Origin of the sequence: Halomonas sp. DP5N14-9, assembly GCF_019802175.1 — a bacterium.
Taxonomy (GTDB): Bacteria; Pseudomonadota; Gammaproteobacteria; order Pseudomonadales; family Halomonadaceae; genus Halomonas; species Halomonas litopenaei.
In genome coordinates this window covers 89,397-115,414 of sequence record NZ_JAHVHR010000010.1, presented here as the reverse complement: position 1 = coordinate 115,414, position 26,018 = coordinate 89,397, and the positions used below count along the sequence as shown (strand labels likewise).

Annotated in this window: 18 protein-coding genes; 6 read left to right on the top strand and 12 right to left on the bottom strand. The window is 63.9% G+C overall.

All coding sequences use genetic code 11. The features are described from left to right. Positions 1–76: 76 nt before the first annotated feature. The 3 genes from htpG to KUW00_RS08595 all read right to left on the bottom strand — a co-directional run bounded on the left by htpG (position 77) and on the right by KUW00_RS08595 (position 3,855). Complete coding sequence (gene htpG / locus KUW00_RS08610) at positions 77–1,981, bottom strand: molecular chaperone HtpG (protein ID WP_045993791.1); 1,905 nt, start codon at positions 1,979–1,981, stop codon at positions 77–79. Between the two features lie 301 nt (positions 1,982–2,282). Then, a complete protein-coding gene (locus KUW00_RS22375; RefSeq protein ID WP_231498734.1) occupies positions 2,283–3,302 on the bottom strand; it encodes a PaaI family thioesterase in 1,020 nt (339 codons plus the stop codon). Positions 3,303–3,498: 196 nt separating this feature from the next. Then, positions 3,499–3,855 (bottom strand): YkvA family protein, encoded by a 357-nt coding sequence (locus KUW00_RS08595; protein ID WP_045993792.1) that lies wholly within the window; start codon positions 3,853–3,855, stop codon positions 3,499–3,501. 260 nt (positions 3,856–4,115) lie between these two features. Here KUW00_RS08595 and KUW00_RS08590 point away from each other — a divergent pair, with 260 nt between their 5' ends. Beyond that, entirely contained in the window at positions 4,116–6,059 is a 1,944-nt protein-coding gene (locus tag KUW00_RS08590; RefSeq protein ID WP_124803029.1) for a transglycosylase SLT domain-containing protein, read from the top strand. 158 nt (positions 6,060–6,217) lie between these two features. On the opposite strand, the gene KUW00_RS08585 is transcribed toward KUW00_RS08590, so the two are convergent. Further along, positions 6,218–6,871 (bottom strand): LysE family translocator, encoded by a 654-nt coding sequence (locus tag KUW00_RS08585; protein ID WP_045993794.1) that lies wholly within the window; start codon positions 6,869–6,871, stop codon positions 6,218–6,220. Next, positions 6,871–7,296: an NINE protein gene (locus tag KUW00_RS08580; RefSeq protein ID WP_045993795.1), complete on the bottom strand. Its 426-nt coding sequence runs from the start codon at positions 7,294–7,296 to the stop codon at positions 6,871–6,873. The genes KUW00_RS08585 and KUW00_RS08580 overlap by 1 nt, the downstream gene beginning before the upstream one ends. 357 nt (positions 7,297–7,653) lie before the next feature. Between KUW00_RS08580 and KUW00_RS08575 the strand changes: the two genes are divergently transcribed. Continuing rightward, the gene (locus tag KUW00_RS08575) at positions 7,654–7,860 is read left to right on the top strand and encodes a cold-shock protein (RefSeq protein ID WP_045993796.1); all 207 of its coding nucleotides are present in this window, start codon (positions 7,654–7,656) and stop codon (positions 7,858–7,860) included. Between the two features lie 272 nt (positions 7,861–8,132). Here KUW00_RS08575 and KUW00_RS08570 read toward each other — a convergent pair whose 3' ends face one another. Together KUW00_RS08570 and yegS are read right to left on the bottom strand one after the other, a co-directional pair. Further along, complete coding sequence (locus KUW00_RS08570; protein ID WP_222568826.1) at positions 8,133–8,693, bottom strand: hypothetical protein; 561 nt, start codon at positions 8,691–8,693, stop codon at positions 8,133–8,135. Between the two features lie 425 nt (positions 8,694–9,118). After that, positions 9,119–10,048: a lipid kinase YegS gene (gene yegS, locus KUW00_RS08565; RefSeq protein ID WP_045993797.1), complete on the bottom strand. Its 930-nt coding sequence runs from the start codon at positions 10,046–10,048 to the stop codon at positions 9,119–9,121. A 259-nt stretch (positions 10,049–10,307) separates the two neighbouring features. Between yegS and KUW00_RS08560 the strand changes: the two genes are divergently transcribed. Together KUW00_RS08560 and KUW00_RS08555 are read left to right on the top strand one after the other, a co-directional pair. Beyond that, positions 10,308–11,930: a cation:proton antiporter family protein gene (locus KUW00_RS08560; RefSeq protein ID WP_205254743.1), complete on the top strand. Its 1,623-nt coding sequence runs from the start codon at positions 10,308–10,310 to the stop codon at positions 11,928–11,930. Positions 11,931–12,227: 297 nt separating this feature from the next. Continuing rightward, entirely contained in the window at positions 12,228–12,521 is a 294-nt protein-coding gene (locus KUW00_RS08555) for a hypothetical protein (protein ID WP_045992573.1), read from the top strand. Positions 12,522–12,633: 112 nt separating this feature from the next. Here the strand turns inward: KUW00_RS08555 and pepN are convergent, their stop codons facing one another. From pepN to KUW00_RS08535, 4 genes are all read right to left on the bottom strand, one after another. Next, complete coding sequence (pepN, locus tag KUW00_RS08550) at positions 12,634–15,267, bottom strand: aminopeptidase N (RefSeq protein ID WP_222568825.1); 2,634 nt, start codon at positions 15,265–15,267, stop codon at positions 12,634–12,636. 123 nt (positions 15,268–15,390) lie between these two features. Continuing rightward, positions 15,391–15,771: a YbaN family protein gene (locus tag KUW00_RS08545; RefSeq protein WP_231498735.1), complete on the bottom strand. Its 381-nt coding sequence runs from the start codon at positions 15,769–15,771 to the stop codon at positions 15,391–15,393. Between the two features lie 174 nt (positions 15,772–15,945). Then, complete coding sequence (locus KUW00_RS08540; RefSeq protein ID WP_108133842.1) at positions 15,946–16,431, bottom strand: YajQ family cyclic di-GMP-binding protein; 486 nt, start codon at positions 16,429–16,431, stop codon at positions 15,946–15,948. A gap of 27 nt (positions 16,432–16,458) precedes the next feature. After that, positions 16,459–17,079, bottom strand: coding sequence for a GNAT family N-acetyltransferase (locus tag KUW00_RS08535; RefSeq protein WP_222568824.1), 621 nt, complete (start codon positions 17,077–17,079; stop codon positions 16,459–16,461). 327 nt (positions 17,080–17,406) lie between these two features. Between KUW00_RS08535 and KUW00_RS08530 the strand changes: the two genes are divergently transcribed. Together KUW00_RS08530 and cobO are read left to right on the top strand one after the other, a co-directional pair. Beyond that, positions 17,407–18,969 carry a RimK family protein gene (locus KUW00_RS08530; RefSeq protein ID WP_045992570.1) on the top strand — a complete coding sequence of 521 codons (1,563 nt, stop codon included), beginning with the start codon at positions 17,407–17,409 and terminating at the stop codon, positions 18,967–18,969. Between the two features lie 78 nt (positions 18,970–19,047). Beyond that, complete coding sequence (gene cobO / locus KUW00_RS08525) at positions 19,048–19,653, top strand: cob(I)yrinic acid a,c-diamide adenosyltransferase (RefSeq protein WP_222568823.1); 606 nt, start codon at positions 19,048–19,050, stop codon at positions 19,651–19,653. A 203-nt stretch (positions 19,654–19,856) separates the two neighbouring features. Here the strand turns inward: cobO and KUW00_RS08520 are convergent, their stop codons facing one another. Then, entirely contained in the window at positions 19,857–25,874 is a 6,018-nt protein-coding gene (locus KUW00_RS08520; protein WP_222568822.1) for a retention module-containing protein, read from the bottom strand. Positions 25,875–26,018: the final 144 nt, after the last annotated feature.

Genomic DNA, 26,018 nt, shown 5'->3' with positions numbered 1-26,018 from the left:
CCTTCCCCACAACACAACGACGCCACCCGAAGGTGGCGTCGTGGTTGGGGCGCTTGAGCTCTTGGCAGCCAGCTTGTCAGGCACTCAGCAGGGCGTTGAGACGCTTGACGTAGGCGGCCGGATCGTCGAGATGACCACCCTCGGCGATGATCGCCTGATCCAGCAGGATCCGCGCCAGATCACCGAAGCCGTCACCGTCGGCCCCTTCCAGGCGAGCGACCAGGGCGTGGTCCGGATTGAGCTCGAGGATCGGCTTGACCTCCGGCAGGCTCTGGCCCGCAGCCTCCATGATACGGCGCATCTGGAAGCCCATCTCGTGCTCGGGCAGCACCACGCAGGCCGGTGAATCGGTCAGGCGGTGGGTGATCTTGACCTCCTGAACCTCCTCGCCGAGCGCTTCCTTGACCCGCTTAACCAGATCCTCCTTGGACTTGGCGGTCTCCTCCTGAGCCTTCTTCTCGTCCTCGTCCTCGACGTCCCCCAGGTCCAGATCGCCCTTGGCAACATCGGCAAACTTCTTGCCGTCAAACTCGGTGAGATGGCTCATCAGCCACTCATCGATGCGATCGTGGAGCAGCAGCACCTCGATGCCCTTCTTGCGGAAGATTTCCAGGTGGGGGCTGTTCTTGGTGGCGTTGAAGCCATCGGCGACGATGTAGTAGATCTTGTCCTGACCTTCCTTCATCCGCTCCACGTAGTCGGCCAGGGACTGATCCTGGGTGGCGCTGTCGGTGTGGGTGGAAGAGAAACGCAGCAGGCCGCTGATCTTGTCGCGGTTGGCGTAGTCCTCCGCCGGGCCTTCCTTCAGCACCGAACCGAAGGTGTTCCAGAAAGTCTGGTAGGCTTCCTTGTCCTTGGCCAGCTTCTTGAGCATGTCCAGGGCACGCTTGGTCAGCGCGGACTTGATCTTCTCTACCTTCGGGTCCTGTTGCAGCAGCTCACGGGACACGTTCAGCGACAGATCGCGGGTGTCCAGCACCCCCTTGATGAAGCGCAGGTACAGCGGCAGGAATTGCTCGGCGTCGTCCATGATGAACACGCGCTGGACGTACAGCTTGACCCCACGGGCGCCGTCACGCTCGTACAGGTCGAAGGGTGCGCGGCCCGGCACGTACAGCAGGCTGGTGTACTCCAGGTTGCCCTCGACCTTGTTGTGGCTCCAGGTCAGGGGGTCGGAGAAGTCGTGGGCCACGTGCTTGTAGAAGGCCTTGTACTCGTCCTCGGAGACCTCGCTCTTGGGCCGCACCCACAGCGCGGTCGCCTCGTTGACGGTCTCCCAGGTGGTGACCTCGCTACCGTCGACCTCGTTGCCATCGTCGTCGGTGGCCTTTTCGGTACGCGGCATCTTCACCGGCACTTCGATATGGTCGGAGTACTTGCGCACCAGGCTCTGCAGACGATAGTCGTCGGCGAACTCCCTGGCGTCCTCCTTGAGGTGGAGGATGATCTCGGTGCCGTGCTTCTCGCGCTCGATCTCGGCGACCACGAACTCGCCCTCGCCTTTCGAGCGCCACTCGACGCCGGCATCAGCGGCGTCACCGGCCTTGCGGGTACGCACGGTAATCTCGTCGGCGACAATAAAGCCAGAATAGAAGCCGACCCCGAACTGGCCGATCAGCCGGGCGTCCTTCTGCTGTTCGCCGGAAAGCTGCTTGAGAAACTCGGCGGTGCCACTCTTGGCGATGGTGCCCAGGTTGGCGATCACGTCCTCGCGGTTCATGCCGATACCGTTGTCACGAAGGGTGACGGTGCCGGCCTCGCTGTCGTGCTCGATCTCGACGCGCAGCTCGCTGTCGCCCTCGTAGAGCGCATCATTGTCCAGCGCCTGATAACGCAGCTTGTCGCAGGCGTCGGCGGCGTTGGAGATCAGCTCCCGAAGAAAGATCTCGCGGTTGGAGTACAGCGAGTGGATCATCAGGTTGAGAAGCTGCTTGACCTCGGTCTGAAAGCCCAGGGTTTCTTCGTGGGTAGCGGTGGTCATGGTAGATCGAACCCCTTTCGACATGGCGATTTCCGGGCCAGCGATGGGTCGCTGGCGGTCCAGAGTGCACGGCTCGCGCCGCACGTCATTCAAGATGACAATCGATATGGGGTCCGCGCTGCGCTTTTCAAGGCTGGCGCCACCAAGTCAAGGCTGGCACCACCAAGTCAAGGCTGGCACCACCAAGTCAAGGAAGGCACCTTCACATCAAGGCTGGCGCCAGCAGGTCGACCTTCCCGGACCTGGGCCGACGTCCCTGGCCGTGGTCACCTGGCTAACCGCTGCCCGGGCCGGCTCTCACCTACGCCGGCGCCCCCAGCACGTAGGTCAAGCGAGCCCGGGCAACCGGCGCGTCTTCGTCGTCCTGCCACGCCCATGCCTCGACATTGGCCATGCGCCGCCCTTCTCGCACCAGACGACAACGCGCGTAGGTTGGCTTCACCCCGGCCGAACTGAGGTAGTCCACGGTAACGTTGACCAGCCTCGGCAGGCGCGGCTCACGGGTCTGCGCCAGGGTATCCAGCGCTGCCGCAGTCTCCAGAAAGGCCGACACCACACCACCGTGCAGCGCCGGCAGCATCGGATTGCCAACGTTGTGGGGACGCGTCTCCAGTACAAAGCGCCTGCCGTGCTCATCGCGGTCCTCCCTCACCCCGATGAAGTCGGCGTAGGGCACCTCGCCAAGCCAGGCGTTGATCTCACCGCTGGCACGCCCACGTTCCAGCAAGCCGCTGACACTCTCGTGTGGAGCCGCCGCTATCGCACCACTGTCGGCATCGCCAACTGGGGCCTTCTCTTCGATAAGGGGATCGCCCTCGTCTTCCATAAGACCGGCGAACATGGCCTCGGCAAAACCTGCTGGCGTGTTGCGCGGCCCCAGCCGGGCAAAGTGCCCGCGGGCGCAGGCCACCACCTGTCCTTCGTGCTGCCAGGCCCGGGCCTCGGTGAACACCACCGAGTCGGTGATGGCCTCCACTTCGGCACGTACCCACAATGACGCCCCCTGACAGGCAGGGCGACGATGACTGATATGCAGATCCAGGGTGGGACAGACCTCAGGACTTGGCAGTGCCGGCAGGACCGAGGCACCGCAGGCGGTGTCCAGCAGTACGCTGAGCACCCCGCTGTGCACCAGGCTTCTCGAGCGATCACCGCACAACTCGGCGCCCCCGGGCAGATATAGGGTGACGCCGCTGGCATCCACCGCAACGACGCGCATGCCGAGCGCCTGGGTATGTGGAATGACATCGACAAAGCGCTGAAGCGCCTGCCGCCAGAGCGACACGGAGGGTGGCTGCAGGGTGCGGTGCGAGGAGGACATGAGCGGGCTCGAATTCAAACGTTTGACTGACAATCTAGACCCAGCCCGCCGACGCCACAATACGTCCTTGGTCCGCATTTTTACCTTTTACCCGCCAAATGCTCGCCAAGCGTCAGAAACAGACGACGTACCCTGAAGCAAACGCAAAAAGCTCGAATCCGCACACTTCGAGCCAGAAAATCAAGAACAAGGCACCTTAGATGTCGTGGATATCCCGCTCCTCCCGCGGAGCATCGTCCTCGCCAATACCACGCCAGGCGCGATAGTCGGCCAGACTATTGTCCACCTTGGTCAGCAACCAGCCGACGATGACCACATCATCGAGAAGACCGAACAGCAGCAGCACATCGGGAATCAGGTCCAGCGGTGACACCAGATAGGCAAAGGCCACCGCCATCCAGCCGAAAGCCGCCCAGGGCACCGGGCGGTAGCGACCGCTGAGCACGTCCTGCAGCATCGGGATAAACAGCTTGAGCGCCCGCATTATATGCTTGAACGCTCGTGTGCGTTGGGTAAAGCGACCAATAACGGGGATTCGATCAAACAGGGCCATGGATAGTCTCCTCGACTCAATTCAGCACCAACGATTGCCGATGGTATTTATCGGGTGTCAACGGCTATCTTCATGGCGTCGACGTCGTCTTATCGCAACATGGGGGCGAAGCTGACCGGGGTCAAGTCTCGTAACCTGGCCGGGCAACTGTTCAAGGCCCGCCGGTTCGGTCACCATGTGGCTTCGATCCGACATCGATTCGCCGTCTACGGCACAAAAAGGCAGCAATGTCTTCTTCTTCACAGACCAGGAGGGTCTCCATGCCATTCGCCTTGTTTCGTCGCCTCGTGCCGCTGGTGGCAGCCACGGCACTGTGCATGCCATTGACGGCTACCGCCCAGGGCAGTGACGGCGCCATGCGCAGCGCCCTGGAAGCCGCCCGTAGCGGCAACTTCCACAACATCAACGACGCCGCCATTCGCGGCCACGAACTGGCCGGCTATGTGGCGTACTATCGTCTGCGCGACCGCCTGCCCAACGCCAGCCCTCAGGAAGTTCTCAGCTACATCTCGGCCAATGCCGATGCACCGCTGGGTGACTGGATGCGTGAGCAGGCCATCCTGCGCTACGGCAAGGCCGGGCGCTACGGCGACCTGCTGGCCGTCGCCGGCGGCGTTCCCGAGACCACCGCCGAGCAGTGCTACTACTACACCGCGCAACTGGGTCAGAGCCCCGCCGTCGCCGCTCAGGGCGGCCGCGAACTATGGCTGGTGGGTCGCTCCCAGCCCGATGCCTGCGACTCGCTATTCTCCACCCTGCGCGCCCGCGGCGAGATCGGTGGCACGGAAATCTTCGAGCGCATGATGCTGGCCTGGGAAAACGGCGAAGACGGACTGGTCAGCTATCTTGGCCGTCAATTGGGACCCGCCTGGAGCTCCGCTGCAGCAGCACAGCAAAGCGTGGCCGCCAACCCGTCTCGACTGGCAAGCGTAGCGCGCTGCGTCGGCCCCAACTGCGCCGGCACCGCCTCCTTTGTGCGGGCCGCCATCATCGCCACTGCAGAGTCATCCCCGGCGGCGGCGCTGTCCGCCTGGCAGCAGGTCTCCGGCAGTGTGAGCCTGCCGGCCCAGTCGCGCCAGGCGCTGGAGCGCGAGATCATCTATTACGCCCTGCGCCGCGACCAGCGCAGCCTGCTCGGCTGGATCGACGGCGCCCTGGCCGGCCAGCAGGATCCGGAGGTGTTCGAACTGCGTGCACGCCTGGCCATCCGCGATCGCGACTGGGCCGCCGTCGAGCGCACCGTTGGCATCATGCCCGCCGAGACCCAGGCCAAGGCGCGCTGGCAATACTGGCTGGGCCGCGCGCTGGCCCTGCGCGGGCAGCAGGCAGACGCGCAGGCCGCCTACGCCCGGGCAGCGGGTCAACGCGACTTCTTCGGCTTCGTCGCCGCCGACCGCCTCGGCCAGTCCTACGATCTCAACATGGAAGACACGCGTTTCAGCGAAGCCGAGCGCGCCCAGGTCGCCGGCTGGCCGACGGTGCGTCGCACCGAGGCGCTGCTGCGCGTCGGACAGGAAGGGCTTGCCAACCTCGAGTGGAATCACGCGGTACGCAGCGCAGGCCCCACCGACGCCCGGCGCCTGGCGGACTACGCCGCAGGACGCGGTTGGCACGTACGCCTGGTGCAGACGACCATCGTCGGCAAGATGCTCGACGCCCTGCCCTGGCGCTTTCCCGAAGCCTACCGGGAGGACTTCCGCCGCTGGGGCCAGGCCAACAATGTCGATCCCTACCTGCTGATGGGGATCGCCCGTCGCGAGAGCGCCTACAACCCCGAAGCGCTATCACCCGCCGGGGCCAGGGGCCTGATGCAGTTGATGCCGGGTACCGCCGCGCTGGTGGGACGCCAGGTGGGCATCGGTGATCCTGGACCCTACGGCGTGCTCGACCCGGCCACCAACATTCGTCTGGGCAGCACCTATATCCGTGACATGATCGCGCGCTACGGCGGCAACCGTATCGCCGCGGCGGCGGCCTACAACGCCGGCCCCCACCGGGTCGACACCTGGCTTGCCCGCGCGCCGGGCGAATTCGACCTGTTCGTCGAGGAGATCCCCTTCAAGGAAACCCGCCGCTATGTGCGCGCGGTGCTCGAGTACCGGGTAGTGTTCGAGAGCCTGGCCCAGGGCTCGACCCAGGGCGTGCAGGTGCTGACAGCGGCCGAGAAGAGCTCGCGCTACGACGGTTCCATGGTACGTCGATGATGTGGCGGAGCCCCGGCACGTCGATGAGGTGAGATCGCCTCGCAAAGCAAGAACCCCCGGCCTGTGGTCGGGGGTTCTTGCTGTCGAGGTCCGGTTTTTTGCGGTAGCTTCGCTGGCCTGTGTCTCGGGCTATTGACCTCCGCGCCAATCGCATCGGCTCAGGACGGCGCCCGCGTCAACGCCAACTTGACCCCGAACGCCACCAGCACACCGCCGGTCAAGCCGTTGAGCACGCGCGAGAACGCCGGCCGAGCGAGCCAGTGGCTGGCGCTGCCCACCAACACCGCGACCAGGATCTGCCACAGGTTGGCAATCACGAAGTGGATACCGGCAAGCCACAGGGACTTCAGCAAGGCCGGATCCGTGGGGGCGATGAACTGGGGCAGAAAGGCCATGTAGAACACCACCGTCTTGGGATTGAGCACGTTGGACAGCAACCCCTCGCGCAGCGGCCGCCACGGCGATACGCGCTGGCGGCGGGCGCCACTCGCCGCCGACACCGCGAGCCCCTTGCCGGCCCAGGCCTGACGCAGGCTGGCGACTCCCAGCCAGGCCAGGTAGCCGGCCCCGATCATCTTCAACGCCGAAAACGCCCAGGCCGACTGCAGCAGGATCAGCGATACCCCCAGGGCGGAGATGGTGGCGTGGACGAACAGCCCCGAGCAGATCGCCAGGCTGGTCAGCACACCGTCGCGCAGACCGCCCCGAGCGGTGTTGCGAATCACCAGCAAGGTGTCGACCCCGGGAGTGACGCTCAACAGCGTGATCGCCACCACGAAGCCCAGCAGCTGGGCATCGATCCAGCCTTCCATCAGCGCACGGACTCGAGGCTATCGGAGTGTTTCAGCGAAATCTGGTCGTTGAGCGTCCAGAAGTCGTAGAGGATGCCGATCAAGAACAGACCACCGGTGAGCAGATAGATGATGCCGGTCACCCATTTGCCCATGTAGAAACGGTGCAGGCCGAATACCCCGAGGAAGGTCAGCAGCACCCAGGCCAGGGTGTAGTTGGTGGGACCACCGCGGAACCGCAGGTCGGCCTCGCGATCCATGCTCGGGATCAAGAACAGGTCGATGATCCAGCCGATGAAGAACAGTCCGAGGGTCAGAAACCAGATGGTGCCGGTCACCGGCTTGCCGTAATAGAACCGGTGGGCGCCGAGGAAACCGAACAGCCACAACAGGTAGCCCACCACCTTGGAGTGGGTATCGTCGCTATGGATCACGGGGGCAGTCATGTGAATTCCTTGTGTCATCTTTTCCGTTAAGAGGCAGCAACGGGCGTCCGGCTGGACGCTGCTGGCCTTTCGATCTACAGTAACTTGGCGAGTCGAGGTAAGCCATTCTCGCCTGCCAGGGGTGGTCGACACCAGAGGTGTCGTTTCCCGGGTGATCGGAATCGCGAACTCGACCGCAGCGTAGGACAGCAAGTAGAAACGTCAGCAGTGGTAGTTCGATCGCTCTATTGTCGAAACACGCAATGCGCCCTTCTTTCTTGTCATGCCCACGCAACAGGGTTCAGACCACACGACGGGAGAAAAGCTCCCCGGGTGGTTGAGCCTGCACCATCATTTAGCGAGTTAAGGAAATCGACAATGGCAACTGGCACTGTCAAGTGGTTCAACGATACCAAGGGCTACGGCTTCATCTCTCCGGACGACGGCGGAGACGACCTGTTCGCCCACTTCTCCGAGATTCAGGCTGAAGGCTTCAAGTCCCTGCAGGACGGCCAGAAGGTCTCCTTCGAGGTGACTCAGGGCAAGAAAGGCCTTCAGGCCTCCAACATCAAGGTCGCCGACTGAGCCTAGTGCCTGTCTGACCTTGTCACGGGGAGATCGCATTCTGCGTGATCTAGCCACCCCGTGAAGCAACAGCGCTTGAGCAGGATTGCCGCAAGTTGTGACAATCCTCGATCATGCGACAAGAAGGCCCACCATATGGTGGGCCTTTCTTGTTGGTCGGCAGAGCCTGCCGGGGGGCCGATCGGATGCCGTAAGAGCTTGCTAGCACGCCTTGGGCCCATGACTAAGCCCTGAACTAAGCCACCCGGACCTGATACCCTGCCAATACCAGCTCAGGGCGCATTGTCGGTACGGGTCTCGACGTCGCCTTCGGCGTTGACGTCGGCATCGAAGGACGCGTCCGCGTCGGCGGGCACCTCCTCGGGGACCTGGCGCTCGGCCTGCTCGAAGGTCTCGTCGATCTTGCGCTTGGCTTCCTCGAACCGGCGTTCGGTTTCCTGAAGGATGGCGTCGACTTCCTCGCTCGATCCCTCGAGTTGTACCGGTTCCTCGACAGGGTCCGGCACCGAGGGCGCCGAGGCTTCTCCGTCGCCTGTGTCGCTCTGCTGCCCTTCACTGTCCGGTGTGCCTTGGGTAGCGCTCGTTGCCTCGGCCTGCTTATAGGTCTCGTCGATCTTGCGTTGCGCTTCCTCGAAGCGACGCTCGGTCTCCTCCAGGATGGCATCGACATCTGACTCGGTGCTCTCCCCCGGCAGCGCCTGGCCCTGCTCCAGGGTGTCGGTGGCACTGCTGCCGAGGTCTACATCGGCCCCATCGGCGTCACTGTTGGTCTCCGCCCCGTCGGCCCCGCTCGACGCCGCTTCACTCGATGACTCTGACTGGGCTGCGGACATCCCGCTCTCGGAATCGGATGGCTGTTGTTGAGTCGCTGAGGGCTCTTCGTCAGTAGCTGAGGGCTCTTGCTGAGTCGCTGAAGGCTCTTCTTCAGTGGCTGAAGGCTCCTCCTCAGTAGCTGACGGCTCTTCCTGAGCAGCTGAAGGCTCTTCCTGAACAGCGGAAGGCTCACTCTGAGACGCCGGGGGCTCCTCGCCATCACACCCAACCAGCCACAGCGGTACGCTCAGTGCCACCAGGGCCGCCGCCATTCGAGGGGTCATTGCCATCGTCTTCTCTCCATAAAGCCTTTGTCCATGCGCCCAATCTCCATGATTGATCGCGCGCTATTGCACCAAAGCCACCCCGGCCACGCAACTTGCGTTGGCGCTGCAGCACGCCGCAATCTCGCCTATCGGGCGACGTCTATGGCGGCCCGCCCTGATCATTCTCCCCGGGGTGAGGCCATGCGACAGCTGTCGGGCATGGTCAGACGCAGCGCCAACGGCATGACCCGGGCCTCGAACGCGCGCTGATAGCAGGCTTCGCCGTCCAGCGTCAGCGGCAGGCGCGCCTCGCCATCGGCTTCAAAGCGCAACCAGGCACTGCGAAAGGCGTCGACGTACTGCCCATGGTAGGGCCTGGCCCGCAGTTCCTGCATCATCGCCCGAAGCTGGCGCAGCGAGCGGAAGTCACGCACCAGCAGCACGTCGAACAGGCCGTCGTCCAGTCGCGCCGCCGGCGTCAACTGCTGACCGCCACCGGCCTGGATGCCATTGCCGATACCCAGCAGAAAGATGCCCGCTCGACTCTCCCCGCCATCCCAGGCCAGGTGGCCCTGGTAGAGCTGATAGCGCCAGGCCTTGAAGGCACCGAACACCGAGTAGGCTCCCCCGCCCATCAAGCGCTTGAGTGGCTTCGGCGTCGATGTGGTGATCTCGGCACCGAAACCTCCGGTGGCCATGTTGATGAAATAGCGATCGTTCATCCTTGGCACATCCACCCAGCGGCTGGGCAGACGACAGGCGGCGTCCAGCGACGCTGCCTGGCCGAGCGGCAGGCCCAGAGACTTGGCCAGGTCATTGGCGCTGCCCAACGGCATGATGGCAAGCTCCGGACGCTCTTCGCGCGGCAACTGCATCAGCCCGTTGACCACCTCATGCACGGTACCGTCACCACCGCCGGCGATGACCCGCTTGACCCGATCGCGTCCAGCCTGGGTGGCCTGGCGTTCGCCGTCGCCCTTTTCCCAGGTGACACGCACATCGACATCGAGGCCGCCTCGCCGACAGGCGAAGACAGCGCTTCGCACTTCCGGCAATTGCGCCGATTGTCCGTTGAGGATCAGCCGATTGGTGCCCGGCGGCTGGGTCATCCTGACGCTTCCTTTTTCACATGAGGTTCATGAAAGTCGCACATCCTCCCTGTGCGGCGCCTATTTCATCACATCCTTCCCCCGGCATGGAGGCCCGCAGCGGCGATCCGATACCTGCCGGCCTCTAGCCACGTCCTGCTGCCGACGCCGCACCTATGCTGTTGCGGGACGGGCACAATCGCAGCCATAGCGCTGACTTGACCCGTATTTCCCTTACAATTGATCAAGACACGCCCCCCCTTTGCGACCGAGTTCCTGCATGATTGAACCAATTTTTGTGCTGACCGCCTTTGTTTCAGGCCTGGCCGCCATGGCCCTCAGACTACCACCCTTGGTGGGTTTTCTCGCCGGTGGCTTCATCCTCAATGCACTCGGCTACGACGAAACGCCGGTCCTGACGCTGATCGCCCACCTTGGCGTCACCCTGATGCTGTTTACCATCGGTCTCAAGCTCAACGTCAAGACCCTGCTGCGCCCGGACGTCTGGGGAGGCGCCAGCCTGCATATGCTGGCAAGCGTCGTGCTGTTCGTAGGTATTCTGGCTGTCCTGAAGGCGATCGTCACCCTCGGCTGGCTGACGTCACCCAACGGTCTGCTCGCCGGACTCGACCTGACGACGCTGCTGGTGCTGGCGTTCGCCCTGTCCTTCTCCAGTACCGTCTTCGTGGTCAAGGTGCTCGAAAAGCGAAGCGAGACCCATGCGGCCTACGGACGCCTGGCCATCGGTATCCTGATCATGCAGGACCTGTTTGCGGTGATCTTTCTCACCGCCTCCACCGGCAAGCTGCCCAGCCCCTGGGCCCTGGGCCTGTTCGCGCTGCTGCCGCTGGCGCCGTTGCTGCGGCGGCTGCTCGACCGCATGGGCCACGGCGAGATGCAGATGCTGTGTGGCGTGGTGATGGCCCTGGTGCTGGGCTACGGCCTGTTCGAGGCGGTCGGCGTCAAGGGGGATCTCGGGGCGCTGATCATCGGCATGCTGCTGGCGCCCCACCCCGCCGCCCAGACGCTGTCGCGCTCGATGTTCAATATCAAGGAACTGCTGCTGGTCGGCTTCTTTCTGAGCATCGGCCTTACCGCCCTGCCCAGCTGGTCGCTGTTCGGCATCGCCCTGCTGCTGGTGGCGCTGTTGCCGCTGAAGAGCCTGCTCTACCAGTTTATTCTGATGCGTTTCGGCATGCGCCACCGCACCTCGGTGCTGGCCACCCTGAGCCTGAGCAACTATTCCGAGTTCGGTCTGATCGTCGGTGCCATCGCGGTATCCAGCGGCTGGCTGGCGCCGCAGTGGCTGGTGGTGGTGTCGCTCGCGGTCGCTCTGAGCTTCGTGGTATCGGCGATCCTCAATGGCGTCAGCGAGCAGTTCTACCGCTGGCTCGAGCCACGCCTGCCACCGGTCGACGAGGCGTCGCTGTCCCCCAGCGACCGCCCCATCGAGGTCGGCGACGCCGAAGCGGTGGTGCTGGGCATGGGCCGTATCGGTCGCAGCGTCTACCGTCGCCTGACCAAGGAGTATGGACTCAAGGTGCTGGGGGTCGACTCCAATCCCAAGAGCGTGAAGATGCTGGCCGACAAGGGCTTCAATATCGTCGAGGGCGACGCCGTAGACTCGGACTTCTGGGACAAGATGCTGATGTCCTCTCAGGTAGAACTGGTGGTGCTGGCGATGCCCCACCACGCCGGTAACCTGTTCGCCCTGAAGCAGCTGCGAAGCCGCCACTTCCCGGGCAAGATCACCGCAGTGGTCGAGTACCTGGAAGAGATCGACACCATCCGCGAACTGGGCGCCCACGCGGTCTACCACGTCTACGACGAGGCCGGCCGCGCCCTGGCCGACAGCGCGGCGGAGGAAGCGGGAATCATCTCGCGTACCGAACAACTCGGCTAGGCGCTGTCCGAAAAGTCGACGAGCGAAGGTTAGACAAGGCAAAAATCGGTGAGACAGCGCAGTTTACGGGGTGTAAATGAGCATTTTGATCCGATTTTTAACGCCGTATTACCGAGCGCAGGCACTTTTCAGACAAGCCCTAGCAAGTGGCGCGCGCAGACCTGTGCAACACCCAGACGCGCTCGGCCACGGGGCTTGCCGTGGACAGATCGGATGCGGATACTCGGGGCTCCCATGGCCAAGGCTCGTGCTCAAGGCGCGCGCCGAGGCCCTTTGCAAGCTCCACGACAAGGATGCATGGCGGTGGAAGACGTCTTTACCTGGCTGGGCGAGGCCCTTGGCACCCTGATTCGCTTTGTGGTCGATACCCTGGGCACCTTCTTCAACAGCATCGATGACGCCGCCGCCGGCTTTATCGACGGCCTGTCTCGCTCGCTGGGCATCGCACCGACCTTCTTCACCCTGGCGCTGCTGGTGCTGGGCCTTTTCTTTCTTTGGCGGGGGCTGCGCGCGATCCTCACAGGCTCCCCCATCGCCGCCCTGCTGTGGGCACTGCTGGGCCTCTTGACCCTGGGCATGCTGCTGCCCTGAGGCGGGACGGTCTTCAAGGCCAGCCGAGCCGGTAGCACACAGCACAACGCCGCCCCGAGGGGCGGCGTTGGCATTTGTGACGGTGGCTCCAGCAGTGATCGTCGTCGCTACATCAGGCCAGCGCCTTTTCCACGATCTCGTAGACGTTGGGTGAGATTTCCTCGCCACGGATGCGCTCCAGCTCGGCGCGCATCAGCGCCTGGCGAGCCTCGTCGAAGCGCTGCCAGCGGGTCAGCGGCGTGATGATGCGTGCGGCGATCTCGGGATTCAGCCGGTTCAACTCGATCACCACGTCGGCCAGCAGGCGATAGCCTTCGCCATCCAGGCGGTGGAAGTTGACCCGGTTCTGCCCGGCAAAGGCACCGATCAACGCGCGCACCTTGTTGGGGTTCTTCAGCGAGAAAGCCGGGTGCTCCATCAGATAGCGGACCCGATCCAGGGCGTCCGCCTGGGGACGGGTCACCTGCAGGCTGAACCACTGGTCCATCACCAGCGGATCGTGGGACCACTTGCGCCCGAAGGCCTTGAGTGCCGGATCGGCGATATCCGAGCGGCTACTGTGGACCAGCAGGGTCAACGCTTGGCGCACGTCGGTCATGTTGTGGTCGGCCTCGAACTGGGCCTGGGCCAGCTCGATCGCCACCTCGTCCTCGATGCTCATCAGGTAGGACAGCGCGACATTCTTCAGGGCGCGCTGGCCGATCTGCTCGGGCGTGGGCGCGTAGGCGGCGTCGCTCTGGTTGTCGCGATACAGTGCCATCAGTTCGTCACGCAGCTCTTGCGCCAGCGACTGCTGGATGAAGGTGCGCGCGGCGTGGATGGCGTCCACGTCGACCAGCGGCTGCTGTTCGGCGATGTAGGCCTCGCTCGGCAATTGCAGCATCTCGGCCAGCACCGCCTTGTCGTCATTGCCTTCCTCGATCAGTGCGCGGAAGGCCTCGACCAGGCGCGTATCCATGACCTTCTCGACACCATTGCGGTGGGCCGCGATCAGATCATCGAGGGCCAGCAGGGTCAGCCGCTGGCCGGCGTCCCAGCGGTTGAAGCCATCGCTGTCGTGGGCCATCAGGAAGGCCAGATCCTCCCGCGAATAGGGGAAGGACAGCTTGACCGGCGCCGAGAACCCGCGCAGCAGCGAGGGCACCGGCGCCTCTTCGATATCGGTGAAGATGAACTCCTGCTCGTCTTCACGCAGATGAATCACGGCGTCTCTACCCAGGCTCTCGCCGTCCAGGGTCATCGACAGGTCGCGGCCGCTCTTGGTGCCGACCAGGCCCAGGCGAATGGGGATATGCAGCGCCTGTTTCTCCGGCTGGCCGGGGGTGGCCGGTGTGCGCTGACGCAGGATCAGGCGGTAGCGGGAGTTGGCGTAGTCGTACTCCCCGAAGGCGTCGATCTCCGGCGTACCCGCCTGGGAGTACCAGCGCATGAACTGCTCGAGATTCTGCCCGGACACCTCGGCCATGCAGTCGACGAAGTCCTCGATGGTGACCGCCTGCCCGTCGAAGCGCGAGAAGTACAGATCCGAGCCCTTGCGGAAGGTCTCCGGCCCCACCAGGTTGGACAGCATCCGCACCACCTCGGCACCCTTCTCGTAGATGGTCAGGGTGTAGAAGTTGCCGATCTCGATGTAGGAGTCGGGGCGAATCGGATGCGCCGTGGGGCCTGCGTCCTCGGCGAACTGGGCGGTGCGGAAGAACGACACTTCCTCGATGCGCTTGACCGGCGCGGAATTGACCTCGGCCGAGAAGCTCTGATCGCGAAAGACGGTGAAGCCTTCCTTCAACGACAGTTGGAACCAGTCACGGCAGGTAACGCGGTTGCCCGACCAGTTATGGAAGTACTCGTGGGCGACGATTCCCTCGACCCGCTGGAAGGCAGCGTCGGTGGCGGTGTTGGGGTGGGTCAGCACCGCCGCCGAGTTGAAGATGTTGAGCCCTTTGTTCTCCATGGCGCCCATGTTGAAATCATTGACCGCCACGATCATGAACAGGTCCAGGTCGTACTCGCGACCGTAGGCCTCTTCATCCCAGCGCATGGCACGCTTGAGTGAGCCCATGGCGTGGTCGGTCTTGTCGAGGTTTTCTTCCTCGACCCAGATCTGCAGGGTGACGTCGCGGCCGCTCATGGTGGTAAAGCGGTCCTCGACCTTCTTCAGGTCACCGGCCACCAGCGCAAACAGGTAGGCGGGCTTGGGATGAGGATCGTCCCAGGTCACGAAGTGGCGGCCATCCGGCAGCTCTCCTCGCTCCACCGGATTGCCGTTGGACAGCAACACCGGCTCACGAGTCAGGTCGCCGATCACGGTGGTCGAGAAGGTCGCCATCACGTCCGGGCGGTCCGGGTAGAAGGTGATGCGGCGGAACCCTTCGGCTTCGCACTGGGTGCAGAACATGCCACCGGAACGGTAGAGGCCGGATAGCGCGGTATTGTCCTCGGGCGAGATGTCGACCTCGGTGTCCAGAACAAACGCCTCCGGCGCACCGGTAATCGACAGCCCCTTGCGGGTCAGTTCGTACTCGCCTTCCTCCAGCGGCTGGCCATCGATGGCGATGGCCTTGAGCGAAAGCTGCTCGCCATCCAGCCAAAGCGGTGCACCAGCCTCGCGCTCGGGATGACGCTCCAGATGCAGGCGTGCCTTGACGCGGGTGGTGCCAGGCGCCAAGTCGAAGGTCAACTCGGTGCGTGAGACAAGGTAGGCCGGCGGACGATAGTCGCTCAGATGGATCGGCTGGGGGTCGGACATCGGGGATGCTCCAATCAGAAAAGTCGTCGATATTGTACGGGTACGGACGTGCCGGGCTCAAAGAACCGGCGCGACCCGGAGCACGTCGGAACCATCAGGCGAAACGGATCAAGGCGGAAGACGTCAGGACGAGGAGGCGGGCTCGGGCCGGGTCACGATCCAGATGGCAATCCCGATCAGCATGACGGTCAACCCAAGCTTCAACCACCACAGTGACACCGTGATCAACAGCACCACCACCGACAGTGACAGCATCGCCAGCGCCATCCACTTGGCATGACGGGGAATCGCACCGGATTCTTCCCAGGCCACCACCGCAGGGCCGAACCGAGGATGACTGCGAATCCAGCGAGCGAACCGCGGCGACCCCTTCGACGCCGCCCACACCGCCACCAGCAGAAAGCAGGTACTGGGCAACAGCGGCACGAAGGCCCCGATGACACCGAGGGCAAAGCTGGTCCAGGCCAGCAACTGCCAGGCCAGGCGACGGGTGGTGGAAATCAAGGGCGAACTCCGGCGGCGCACTCGCCACGCCAATTGGTCAAGAATTCACTTATTGAAACGCAGCAGGTGCGACGAGGCCAATCGGACGCCGCTATCAGGCCAGTAGCCTGCCGAATCCGCAGGGCCACTCGCCTCACGATGCCGGCAACAGAGACATGTCAGCCGCCGATCCTGTCAGTCGCGGAAGTTGTCGAACTGCAGCGCCAGATCAGGGCCCTCATCAGCGCGCAGCAGTGCCATCACACTTTGCAGGTCATCGCGCTTCTTGCCGGTCACGCGTACCTTGTCGCCCTGGATCTGGGCCTGGACCTTGAGCTTCGAGTCCTTGATGCGCTTGACGATGTCCTTGGCTTCCTTCTGCTCCAGCCCCTGCTTGAGGGCGACCGTCTGACGCGCCTTGACGCCGGACAGCTCAGCGTCCTGAACGTCCATGATGCGCGGGTCGATGCTTCTGGCGATCAGCTTGTTGCGCAGGATGTCGAGCATCTGCTTGAGCTGGAAGTCGACCTCGGCGTGCAACGCCACGGATTCATCGGACAGCTCGAAACCGGCGTCGACACCGCGAAAGTCAAAGCGCCCCTGGACCTCACGGTTAGCCTGGTCCACGGCGTTCTGGGCTTCGTGGCGATCGAATTCGGACACAATATCGAAAGAGGGCATGCTCGCTCTGCTCCGCTGACAAAAACGCTAGTCTACCATCGACGGCGACCCGCAGGGTGTCACTACCGCGTCCTCCCCGGATGTCACGGAGGACGGCTCGGAAGGTGGTGTAGAAGACGGCGCAGAAGATGTCGCTGGAGCTGCCACGGACGGTGAACCCTGAGGCACGACGGCAGGCTGCTCTCGAGACAGGCCCAGCGCCTTGACCATGCGCCAGGCGGCACAGCCATCCTCATAGTAGTCGTCGAGCCAGCAAGCCAGGCGAAAGCCCGCCCGTCGATAGAGGCCGAGAGCAACACGATTGTCGGCCCGCACCTCCAGCGTCATGCGCTCGCAGCCACGCTTGCGCCCGTCACGCTCGAGCGCCTCGAGCAAGGCCTTGCCCACTCCTTGGCCACGCGCCTCGGGGGCCACACACAGCGAATAGAGGCGCGCTGCGCGGCTGTTGCGACGAAACAGCAAGGTACCGTAGCCGAGAGGCACAACGGAGCCGGTGGCGTCCTCGGCGATCAGGGTCAGCCCATGGGCGCGCTGGAGCAGGTGGCGCAATTGGCGACGAGTGAAGCGGTCCCCCGAAAAACCGCGACTCTCCAGTCCCTCCAGGGCATCGAGATCGCTTGGGGTGGCCGAACGCAAGGCAAGTGGCATAGTGAGAGGTCCCGTCTCGGCAGCCCGACGCCCGACTCGGGCGAGGTGTGTTATCTGTTGATTCTGTCTGGCCCACACGCCGCTGTCAGCCGCCGACAGAATGAATATTTTTCACTTTCTTGCCGTATTGCTTTGCCGCCAACCCAGGCGCATCCTGCCACCGTCGGCCCTGACCTCTCCCCGACTCGTGCGGTGTCCTCCGGCTTCGGGCTATCACCTTGTTTCGGCCTTGCTTCACCCTTGCTCCGCCATTGTCTCGTCCCAGTTTCGTACCAGTTTCGCCCCTTGTCTCGCCCCTATCTCGCCCCTTGCCGAGGAATTCTTGCGATGTGCGCCCTGCGTATCGTTGTCGACCGCCAGCGCGACTGGCAGCCCTACCACCCCAGTGACGATGTGATCGACGCCGACCACTATGTCGACGCCGCGGACATCGCCGATGCCAAGGCCACCTCGGGCGCCACCAGCGCACAGGTCATCAACCTGTGTTCCGACCTCGGCTACCTGGGCCGAGGCTACTATGTCTCACTGCTCGCCCAGGCGCGGGGTGCCAGAGTGATCCCCAGTGTCGATACCCTCAACTCCCTGCGACGCAAGTCGACCACCGACATGCAGCTCGAGGGCCTTACCGGGCTGCTCGATGAGCTGAGCCGGCCCGCTGCAGTCGAGCGACTCGGCGATGACGTCCATTTCAGGGTGCTGTTCGGCGAATGCGTCGAGCCCCTGCTGGCACGTGTCGCCCGCCGCCTGTTCGAGCGACTTCCCTGTCCGCTGATGGAAGCGCGCCTGAATCGCACCGCCCAGGGCTATCGACTGGTGCGGCTGCGTCCGCTTGCGCTTGGGCGGCTTCACGAAGACGAGCAGGACGCCTTCGCTCGCGCCCTCAATCGCCATTCGCTGAAGATCTGGCGTACCCCCAGGGCGCGGCGGCGCTATCGCTTCGACCTGGCCATGTTGATAGACCCTGAAGAACACCTGCCGCCCAGCAACAAGGGCGCGCTCAAGCAGTTTATCCGCGCTGGTCGGCGCCAGGGCATCAACGTCTCGCTGATCACCCATCGCGACAGCGCCCGGCTGGCCGAATTCGACGCTCTGTTTCTGCGCCAGACCACCGCCCTCGACCATCCCACCTGGCGCATGGCCCGGCGTGCCGAACACGAGGGCCTGGTGGTCATCGACGCACCCCAGGACATTCTGCGCTGCACCAACAAGGTCTATCTGCATGAACTGCTTCGCACCCGGGGGGTCGCCGCTCCCGAGGGACTGTTGCTCAAGCGTTCGGATAGAGCACGTCTCCTCGAGCAGACGCAGGGGCTCAGCTACCCGAGGGTGCTGAAGGTCCCCGATGGCGCCTTCTCCCGTGGCATCGTCAAGGTGACGTCCAGCGAATCGCTGGCGCGGGAAGCCGATACCCTGTTCAAGAGCTCGGACCTGCTGTTGCTGCAGGAATGGCTGCCTACCGAATACGACTGGCGCATCGGCGTGCTCGACGGTGCTCCACTGTTCGCCAGCCGCTACTACATGGCCCGTGGCCATTGGCAGATCTACGATCATTCCGGTGCTCGTACCCGCAGCGGCGGCTTCAGCAGCCACCCCATCGACGAGGTGCCGGCCGCCGTGCTGCGTGCGGCGCTCAAGGCCACCCGGCTGATCGGCAATGGCCTCTACGGTGTCGACCTCAAGCAGGTCGGCGACCGTGTGCTGGTGATCGAGGTCAACGACAATCCCAACATCGATGCGGGCATCGAGGACAGCGTGCTGGGTGCGGCGCTCTACGATCGCCTGATGGAGGTCTTCGCCAGGCGCATGGAGGCGCGCCGACAGGCACGCTCGGCTAACACGGCTTCGCCCCAGGCGGGACGCCAGAGCCTTCCAGCCAATGATCCCGGCTGAGGCGGAAAGGCATATCCGGGCTGACGCCGGCGTCCGCCTCGGCTACCCTGCGCTTTTCACCAGACAGCGGGAGCCGGCATGAGCGAGCAGGACAGAAACACCCGACACAAGAAGGCCATGGAGAAGCTCAAGTCCCACGTCGACGCCAAGGTCGCCGCCGCCGACGAGGAGCGCGGGCTGATGCTGGTGTTTACCGGCAACGGCAAGGGCAAGACCACCGCCGCCTGGGGCACCGTCACCCGCGCCCTGGGTTACGGCTACCGGGTGGGCGTGGTGCAGTTCATCAAGGGACTGTGGGAGTGCGGAGAGCGCGACCGTCTCGAGGCCGACGACAACCTCGAGGTGGCGATCATGGCCACCGGTTTCACCTGGGATACCCAGAATCGCGAGTCGGACACCCAGGCATGCCGCGAGGTCTGGCAGGAGGCCAGCCGCATGCTGGGCGACCCCGAGGTCTACCTGGTGGTGCTCGACGAGATCACCTACATGCTCAAGTTCGGCTACCTGGACATCGACACCGTGCGCACGGCCATCGCCAACCGGCCTGCCGAGCAGACGGTCATCATCACCGGGCGCAACGCCCATCGCGAACTAATTGCCATGGCCGACACCGTGACCGAGATGCAGGAGGTCAAGCACGGCTTCACCAATGGCCTCAAGGCCCGCCGCGGCATCGACTTCTGAGCGCACCCGACACCAGCAAGCGCCGCGAGCGACGATAGGCACCCGCGCCACAAACGCCCTCGACTCAACGACACAGAGCCCGACGCCAGCCGGGCTCTGTTCCTTTTCACTCGCCGAGACCGGACGCCCCGGCCCGGCGTCGGCCTCCCCCGGGCGCGCCGAGGGAGACCGCTGCCCTGCAACTCAACCTGCTATTCCACCTGCTACTCCACCTGCAACTGGCCGTCGTCGATCATCTGCTGCAGGAAGGTCGCCGAGTCCTGTCCCCCCATATCGACGCCATTGAGGGTAATGACCTGATCGGCATCGCCTCCTGTATTGCCGATGCCACCATCGCTCTTCACGTACAACACGGTATTGCCGCCGCCGTCCTCCTCGGCGTAAAGATAGTTGTTGACGGTTGCCTCGGTCGCTCCATCGAGTAGATCCGACATCTCCAGGCGATCGGCCTCGGCGTCACTGCCGACGTCTCCCAGGGTAAAGCCATTGATCTCATCACTGGCAGGCGCAGCACTGGTCCCAGCGTCGCCATCATTCCAGGCGACCACATCGGCGCCGGTGCCCAGATCGATGATATCGTTGCCCGCGCCGCCATCGAGCGTATCGTTGCCCGCGCCGCCATCGAGCGTATCGCCGCCCTTGCCACCTATCAGGGTATCGTTGCCTTCGCCCCCAAGGAGGGTATCCACTCCGGCGCCACCAATCAGGGTATCGTTGCCATCGCCGCCGTCCAGGGTGTTGCTACCGCCATCATTTCGCGTGTCGTCGATCAGGTCATCGAGATTGTCTCGGATATAACCGATCATTTCGCCATCGGTGGGTTCGGTACCACCATTGACTCCCCACTTGACGTATTCGTAGAGCCCTTCGTAGCCCAGGCCGTCATGCCCGCCCGCGGTAAAGACCTCACCTGTGTCGGTATTCGTCCAGGCCAGATGGTCACTGTTGAGCACATCGCCGATCAGGATGTCGCCGCCGCCTCCGCCCGACAGGACGTCATCGCCAAGTTGCAGAAGCCCTCCTGCGGCTTCCTGGATGGCACTGTTGAGACCGTCCTCGTCGTTGACGATCTGAACCTGGCCGACCGGATCATTAAACGTCGTACCGCCAATGGTCAGGCCTCCGGTGCCATCGACGTTGCTGTTGTCGAAGTACTCAAGCGTTTCCTCGTTGATCCCGTTGCCGATGCCGATAGCGGCCACCTCGACTTGCGGATAGCCAGCTCCCGGCGTGGTTGGTGCAAGATCCTGGAACGCTTCCAGGGAGTTGTTCATGACGGGGACGCTGTTGTTTCCCCCGGGGCCGTAGCGGCCGGGGGTGCCATCTCCATCAGCGTCGTCCAGATAGAACGTCGGCTCACCGTCGGTGAGAAACAGGGCCAGGTTCTTGTATCCGGGTGTCGACGTGTATTGTTCGCTGAAGAACTCCTGAGACTCACGGAAGCCCGCCTCGTAGTTGGTGCCGCCTTCGGCCACCATGGCGTCGATAAAGGCCATGGCGGCGGCCAGATCCGAAGCGTCAAAGTCTTCGATAGTAATCGAATCGACCCCGACCACACCGCCACCGTCCGTACCAACCCGGACGCCACTGTCAAAGTCCACGATCTGCAGATTGATGGTCCCACCGTAGGTCTGGAGATGGACAAGAAGATTCTCCAGGGCGTCCTTGGCCAGCTGCATCCGCGTCTTGCCGGCGGTGCCCGACGCATTGCCCATGCTGCCCGAGCTGTCGATGATCAGTGACAGGTTGTAATTCTCCGGCTGCGCCTGGGCCACCCCGCCGGCGTCGCCGATCAGCACGTCGTCGCCATCACCACCGGCCTGTTCGCTGTTGTCGTTGTCATCCACGTACAGGGTATCCGGCGCCTCTCCGTTAAGGGTCAGGGTGCTCTCGAGCCGATCGCCGTCGCCATCGACACCGACCAGACCGAGGGGCACCTCGAAGTCCTCGCGCTGCTCGCCGCTGCGATGGTTGATGTCACCCAGTGACAGATCGCCAGGGGACTCACTGCCACTCTGCTGCGCCTCGATGGAGACCGCCTCGAAGGGGCGATCGTCACCGGTGCTCAGGCGCACCTCCCAGCCATCCTTTAAGCCGTCGACCTCAATGCCATCGCCGGTATCGACCAACAACACCCTTCCCGTGACATCCACGCCCCGAGCGTCGAACACCTTGACGTCATCGACGCTCAGATCCATGGCGGCACCGCTGGTCGCCCCTGGATCACCGTTGCCTGCGCCTTCAGCATCGAACACGACGGCAGAGAGCAACAGAGCGGCGGTGACACCGTTGGTCACATGGACCTTCTGCGAATAGCTCGTCAGGCCAACGTGGTCCTGCCACTCGGGCGTCGTCCCGGAGGCGCTAACGCCCTTGAGCGCATCGATGCGTAGGGTCCCGTCGGTACCAAGGGCGATACGGCCGTCGCTATCCTGGTCGGTCGTTCCCGATAGCAAGAGGTCGTTGACCGCGACGTCATCACCGGCGTGCAAGGCCAGGTAGTCACCGATCGTCTGGGCATCTGCCGGGCTTGAGTCGAACGCCTCGCCATTGGTGATCGCACCGATCACCTCGACGCTGTAGCCGTCACCTGCTGCGTTGAGGGTGACGCTGAAGCCGTCCTCGGCACCGTCGGCGCTTTCGGCGTACAGCGTCGTTCCGTCGGCGCTCAGACGATAGCTCAGCGGCTTGCCGTCGACCCGCAGCGCGTTGCCCTGGCTATCCGTCGCCGGCTGTCCGTCGAGGGCGGCGGCAAAGACCACCTCCCCGACCCCATCGGCTCCGACATTGGGCCCGAAGTCCAAAGTGCCGTTGCCACTTTCCAGGACGTGCTCCGCCTCGGAGAACACCTGGGGCACGTCGTCCTTGATGTCGATGGTCAGGGTGGCCGGATCACTGGCGTCACCGTCGGAGTCGGTCACCACCACGCTGAAGGCGTCCTGCACAGCGTCGCTGGCGGTACCCTGGCTGGTGTGGTCCGTGCTGTTGTCGGTCAGGGTATAGCGATACTGATAGGTCCCCGCGCTATCCTTCCACACCTCCAGGGTGCCGAGGTCTCCGTCGACCTCGACCGGATTGGCCTCGGTACCGTCGGTCACATCGATACCATCGATCTCCACCTTGGCCAGGCTGTCGCTGCCGGTGTCGATGGTGAGCGACCCCAGAGCGGTCTCGAGGTCGGTGGCGGCCTTGCTCCCGCCGTCGTCGAGACCCGCCTCGTCCACCTCGCTGTTGCCCGAGGCGTTGGGCGACTCTGGATTGACCTCGACCTCGGGCGTGGCGTCCACGGTGATCGTCAGGGTCGCGCTGCTGATATCACCGTCGGCGTCGCGGATCGCGTAGTTGATCACCGCGTCACCCTCGAAGCCGTCGGCCGGCGTGAAGGTGATATTGCCGTTGGCGTCGACGTTGGTGATGGTGCCGCTGCCGCTTTCCAGGCTCACGCTGTCGGTGACGAAGGTGTAGGGACCGTCGGCCCCGGTCACGTCAGGCTCGCCCGCCGTACCGTCGAGCACATTGACGGTGATCGGCTGGTTCTCGTCTGTCTCGGCGGCGTCATCCTTGGCCAGGGGCACGTCATCCTTGATGTCGATGGTCAGGGTGGCCGGATCACTGGCGTCACCGTCGGAGTCGGTCACCACCACGCTGAAGGCGTCCTGCACAGCGTCGCTGGCGGTGCCCTGGCTGGTGTGGTCTGTGCTGTTGTCGGTCAGGGTATAGCGATACTGATAGGTCCCCGCGCTATCCTTCCACACCTCCAGGGTGCCGAGGTCTCCGTCGACCTCGACCGGATTGGCCTCGGTACCGTCGGTCACATCGATACCATCGATCTCCACCTTGGCCAGGCTGTCGCTGCCGGTGTCGATGGTGAGCGACCCCAGAGTGGTCTCAAGGTCGGTCTGCGCCTTGCTTCCGCCGTCATCGAGACCCGCCTCGTCCACCTCGCTGTTACCCGAGGCATTGGGCGACTCGGGATTGACCTCGATCTCGGGCTCGTCGTCCTCCACCTCCACCCGCCAGGTCGCCTGGCTGGTATCACCGTCGTTGTCGGTCAGGGTATAGAGGATTTCGGCGGTCCCCTCGAAGCCCGCCGCCGGAGTAAAGGTGATGGTACCGTCGGCGTTGAAGTCCAGGCTGCCGGCGGTGCTGTCCACCAGTTCTGCGGCGGTCAGCTCGGCGCCATCGGCACCGAGCGTATCGGCGCCTGGCCCATCGTTGATAACGTTCAACATGACCGGAGCATTGTCGGACGCGCCGATAGTCTCGTCATCCTTGGCCTCGGGCACGTCGTCCTTGATGTCGATGGTCAGCGTGGCGCTGTCGTTGACGTCGCCGTCGCTGTCCTCGATCACCAGCGCGAAGTCGTCCTTGATTCCGTCGGTGGCGGAGCCCTGGGTCGAGTGCTCTTCGGTGTTGTCAGCCAGGGTGTAGCTGTAGCTGTAGTCGCCGTTCGACTCGGTCACCGTCAGGGTGCCGTAGACGCCTTGCACAGTACCGCCATTGGTCACGTCGACCTGGGTGCCATCCTTGTCCACGATCTTCAGCGAGGCCAGGCTGTCACTGCCGGTGTCGATGGTGAGCGACCCCAGAGCGGTCTCGAGGTCGGTGGGGGCCTTGCTCCCGCCATCGTCGAGACCCGCCTCGTCCACCTCGCTGTTACCCGAGGCGTTGGGCGACTCGGGATTGACCTCGATCTCGGGCTCGTCGTCCTCCACCTCCACCCGCCAGGTCGCCTGGCTGGTATCACCGTCGTTGTCGGTCAGGGTATAGAGGATCTCGGCGGTCCCCTCGAAACCCGCCGCCGGGGTAAAGGTGATGGTACCGTCGGCGTCGAAGTCCAGGCTGCCGGCGGTGCTGTCCACCAGTTCTGCAGCGGTCAGCTCGGCGCCGTCGGCACCAAGCGTATCGGCGCCGGTCGTATTGGTGATGACGTTGATACTCACCGCCGTATCGTCGGTGGTCTCGACGGTAGGATCGTCTTCAGCGCGGGGCGCGTCATCCACGATCAAAATGTCGAGCGAGCCGCTGGCGCTACTGCCGTCCACGTCCACCGCCTGAACATTCAGGCTCTCGAGATAGCCGCCATCGGTGGCGCCGGCAACGCTGTCATTGTCGACGTTGTCGGTCAGTTCATAGGTGTAGCTGACGGTGCCCCCTGCGGCCGACCCGGTGAAGCCGGTCAGCGTCACCACACCATGATCGGTGACGATGGTGACCGGCGAGGTCCCCAGGGCATCAAGCTGGGCAAGCGTCAGGGAAACCGGCCCCACCGTCAGGGTGGCCAGGCCATCAGGTGAATCAAACCCAAAGGAGCCGGTGCGAACCAGCTGGGTGGCGTCGCCACGGCTACCGCCGGCCAGGTCTGCTTCGAACAGCACTTGTTCGGCACCGGCGGCGCCAATCGGCAGCTCGCCAGGGCCGCCAGGACCACCAGGGCCGTCAGGACCACCGGGGCCGTCAGGACCACCGGGGCCATCAGGACCACCGGGACCAGTGGGATCTTCTGGGCCGTCGAGACCGGTCAGGGTGACACCTTCATCGTCATCGCCGGGATCCACCGCGTCGACACCGGTGAAATCGCGCTCGATGGGACCATCGCGCCCCTCAAGGCCAAACTGGAAGGCCAGCGGATCTACCGTCTCCACGATGCGCAGCAGACGGACAAAACCACTGCCCTCGTCGTCCCCTCCCCCGCCGGTGCCGCCGGCCGCCGGATCCTCAAGATCATCGAACAGGTCGCCTTCGCCGGAGTCGATGGCGGCCAACAGCTCGTTGAGCTCTTCGTCACCCAGCACGTTGTCGGCCTGCTCGGCGATCTGGGCGAGAGCCGCGAGCTCATCGTCCGTGGAGCCGGACGCCTGGGTACCCTCGGGAACCGGTGCGTCAATGCCGACAGCCGCGCCAGCCGTCACCGGGCTGCCCAAAGGTGTCGCGGGTGCATCAATGGGTGCCGAGTCGTCGGTGGTCTGCACAATACCCTGATCGACCAGCGAAGGGCCGGCCGGCTCGGTGGTGGAAGGCAACAGGCGCACCTGTCCGCTACCGGAAAGTGTCACGGGGTCGCCGACGCCACCGGGCGAAATCGAGATTTCACCACCCTGTGACGTCACCAGGCGCTCCCCGTCGCTGATCACGTCTCCCGGCCTGAGTTCGCGAAGGCTTCCATCGGTGCCCTGAACAAAAGCCTGCCCCTGTACCATCACCACCGTCGCCGTGCTCATGTCGCTTCCCCTGATGCTCGTTGTCGTTTATCGAGCGCGCCCAAGGATATTTCTGTCCTCGATAACGCACCTTATCGGCACACTGTGGAAGCAGTATTAGCGAAGCTTTTTTATGACTAGCATTGGACTCAAGTACAGTGTTTT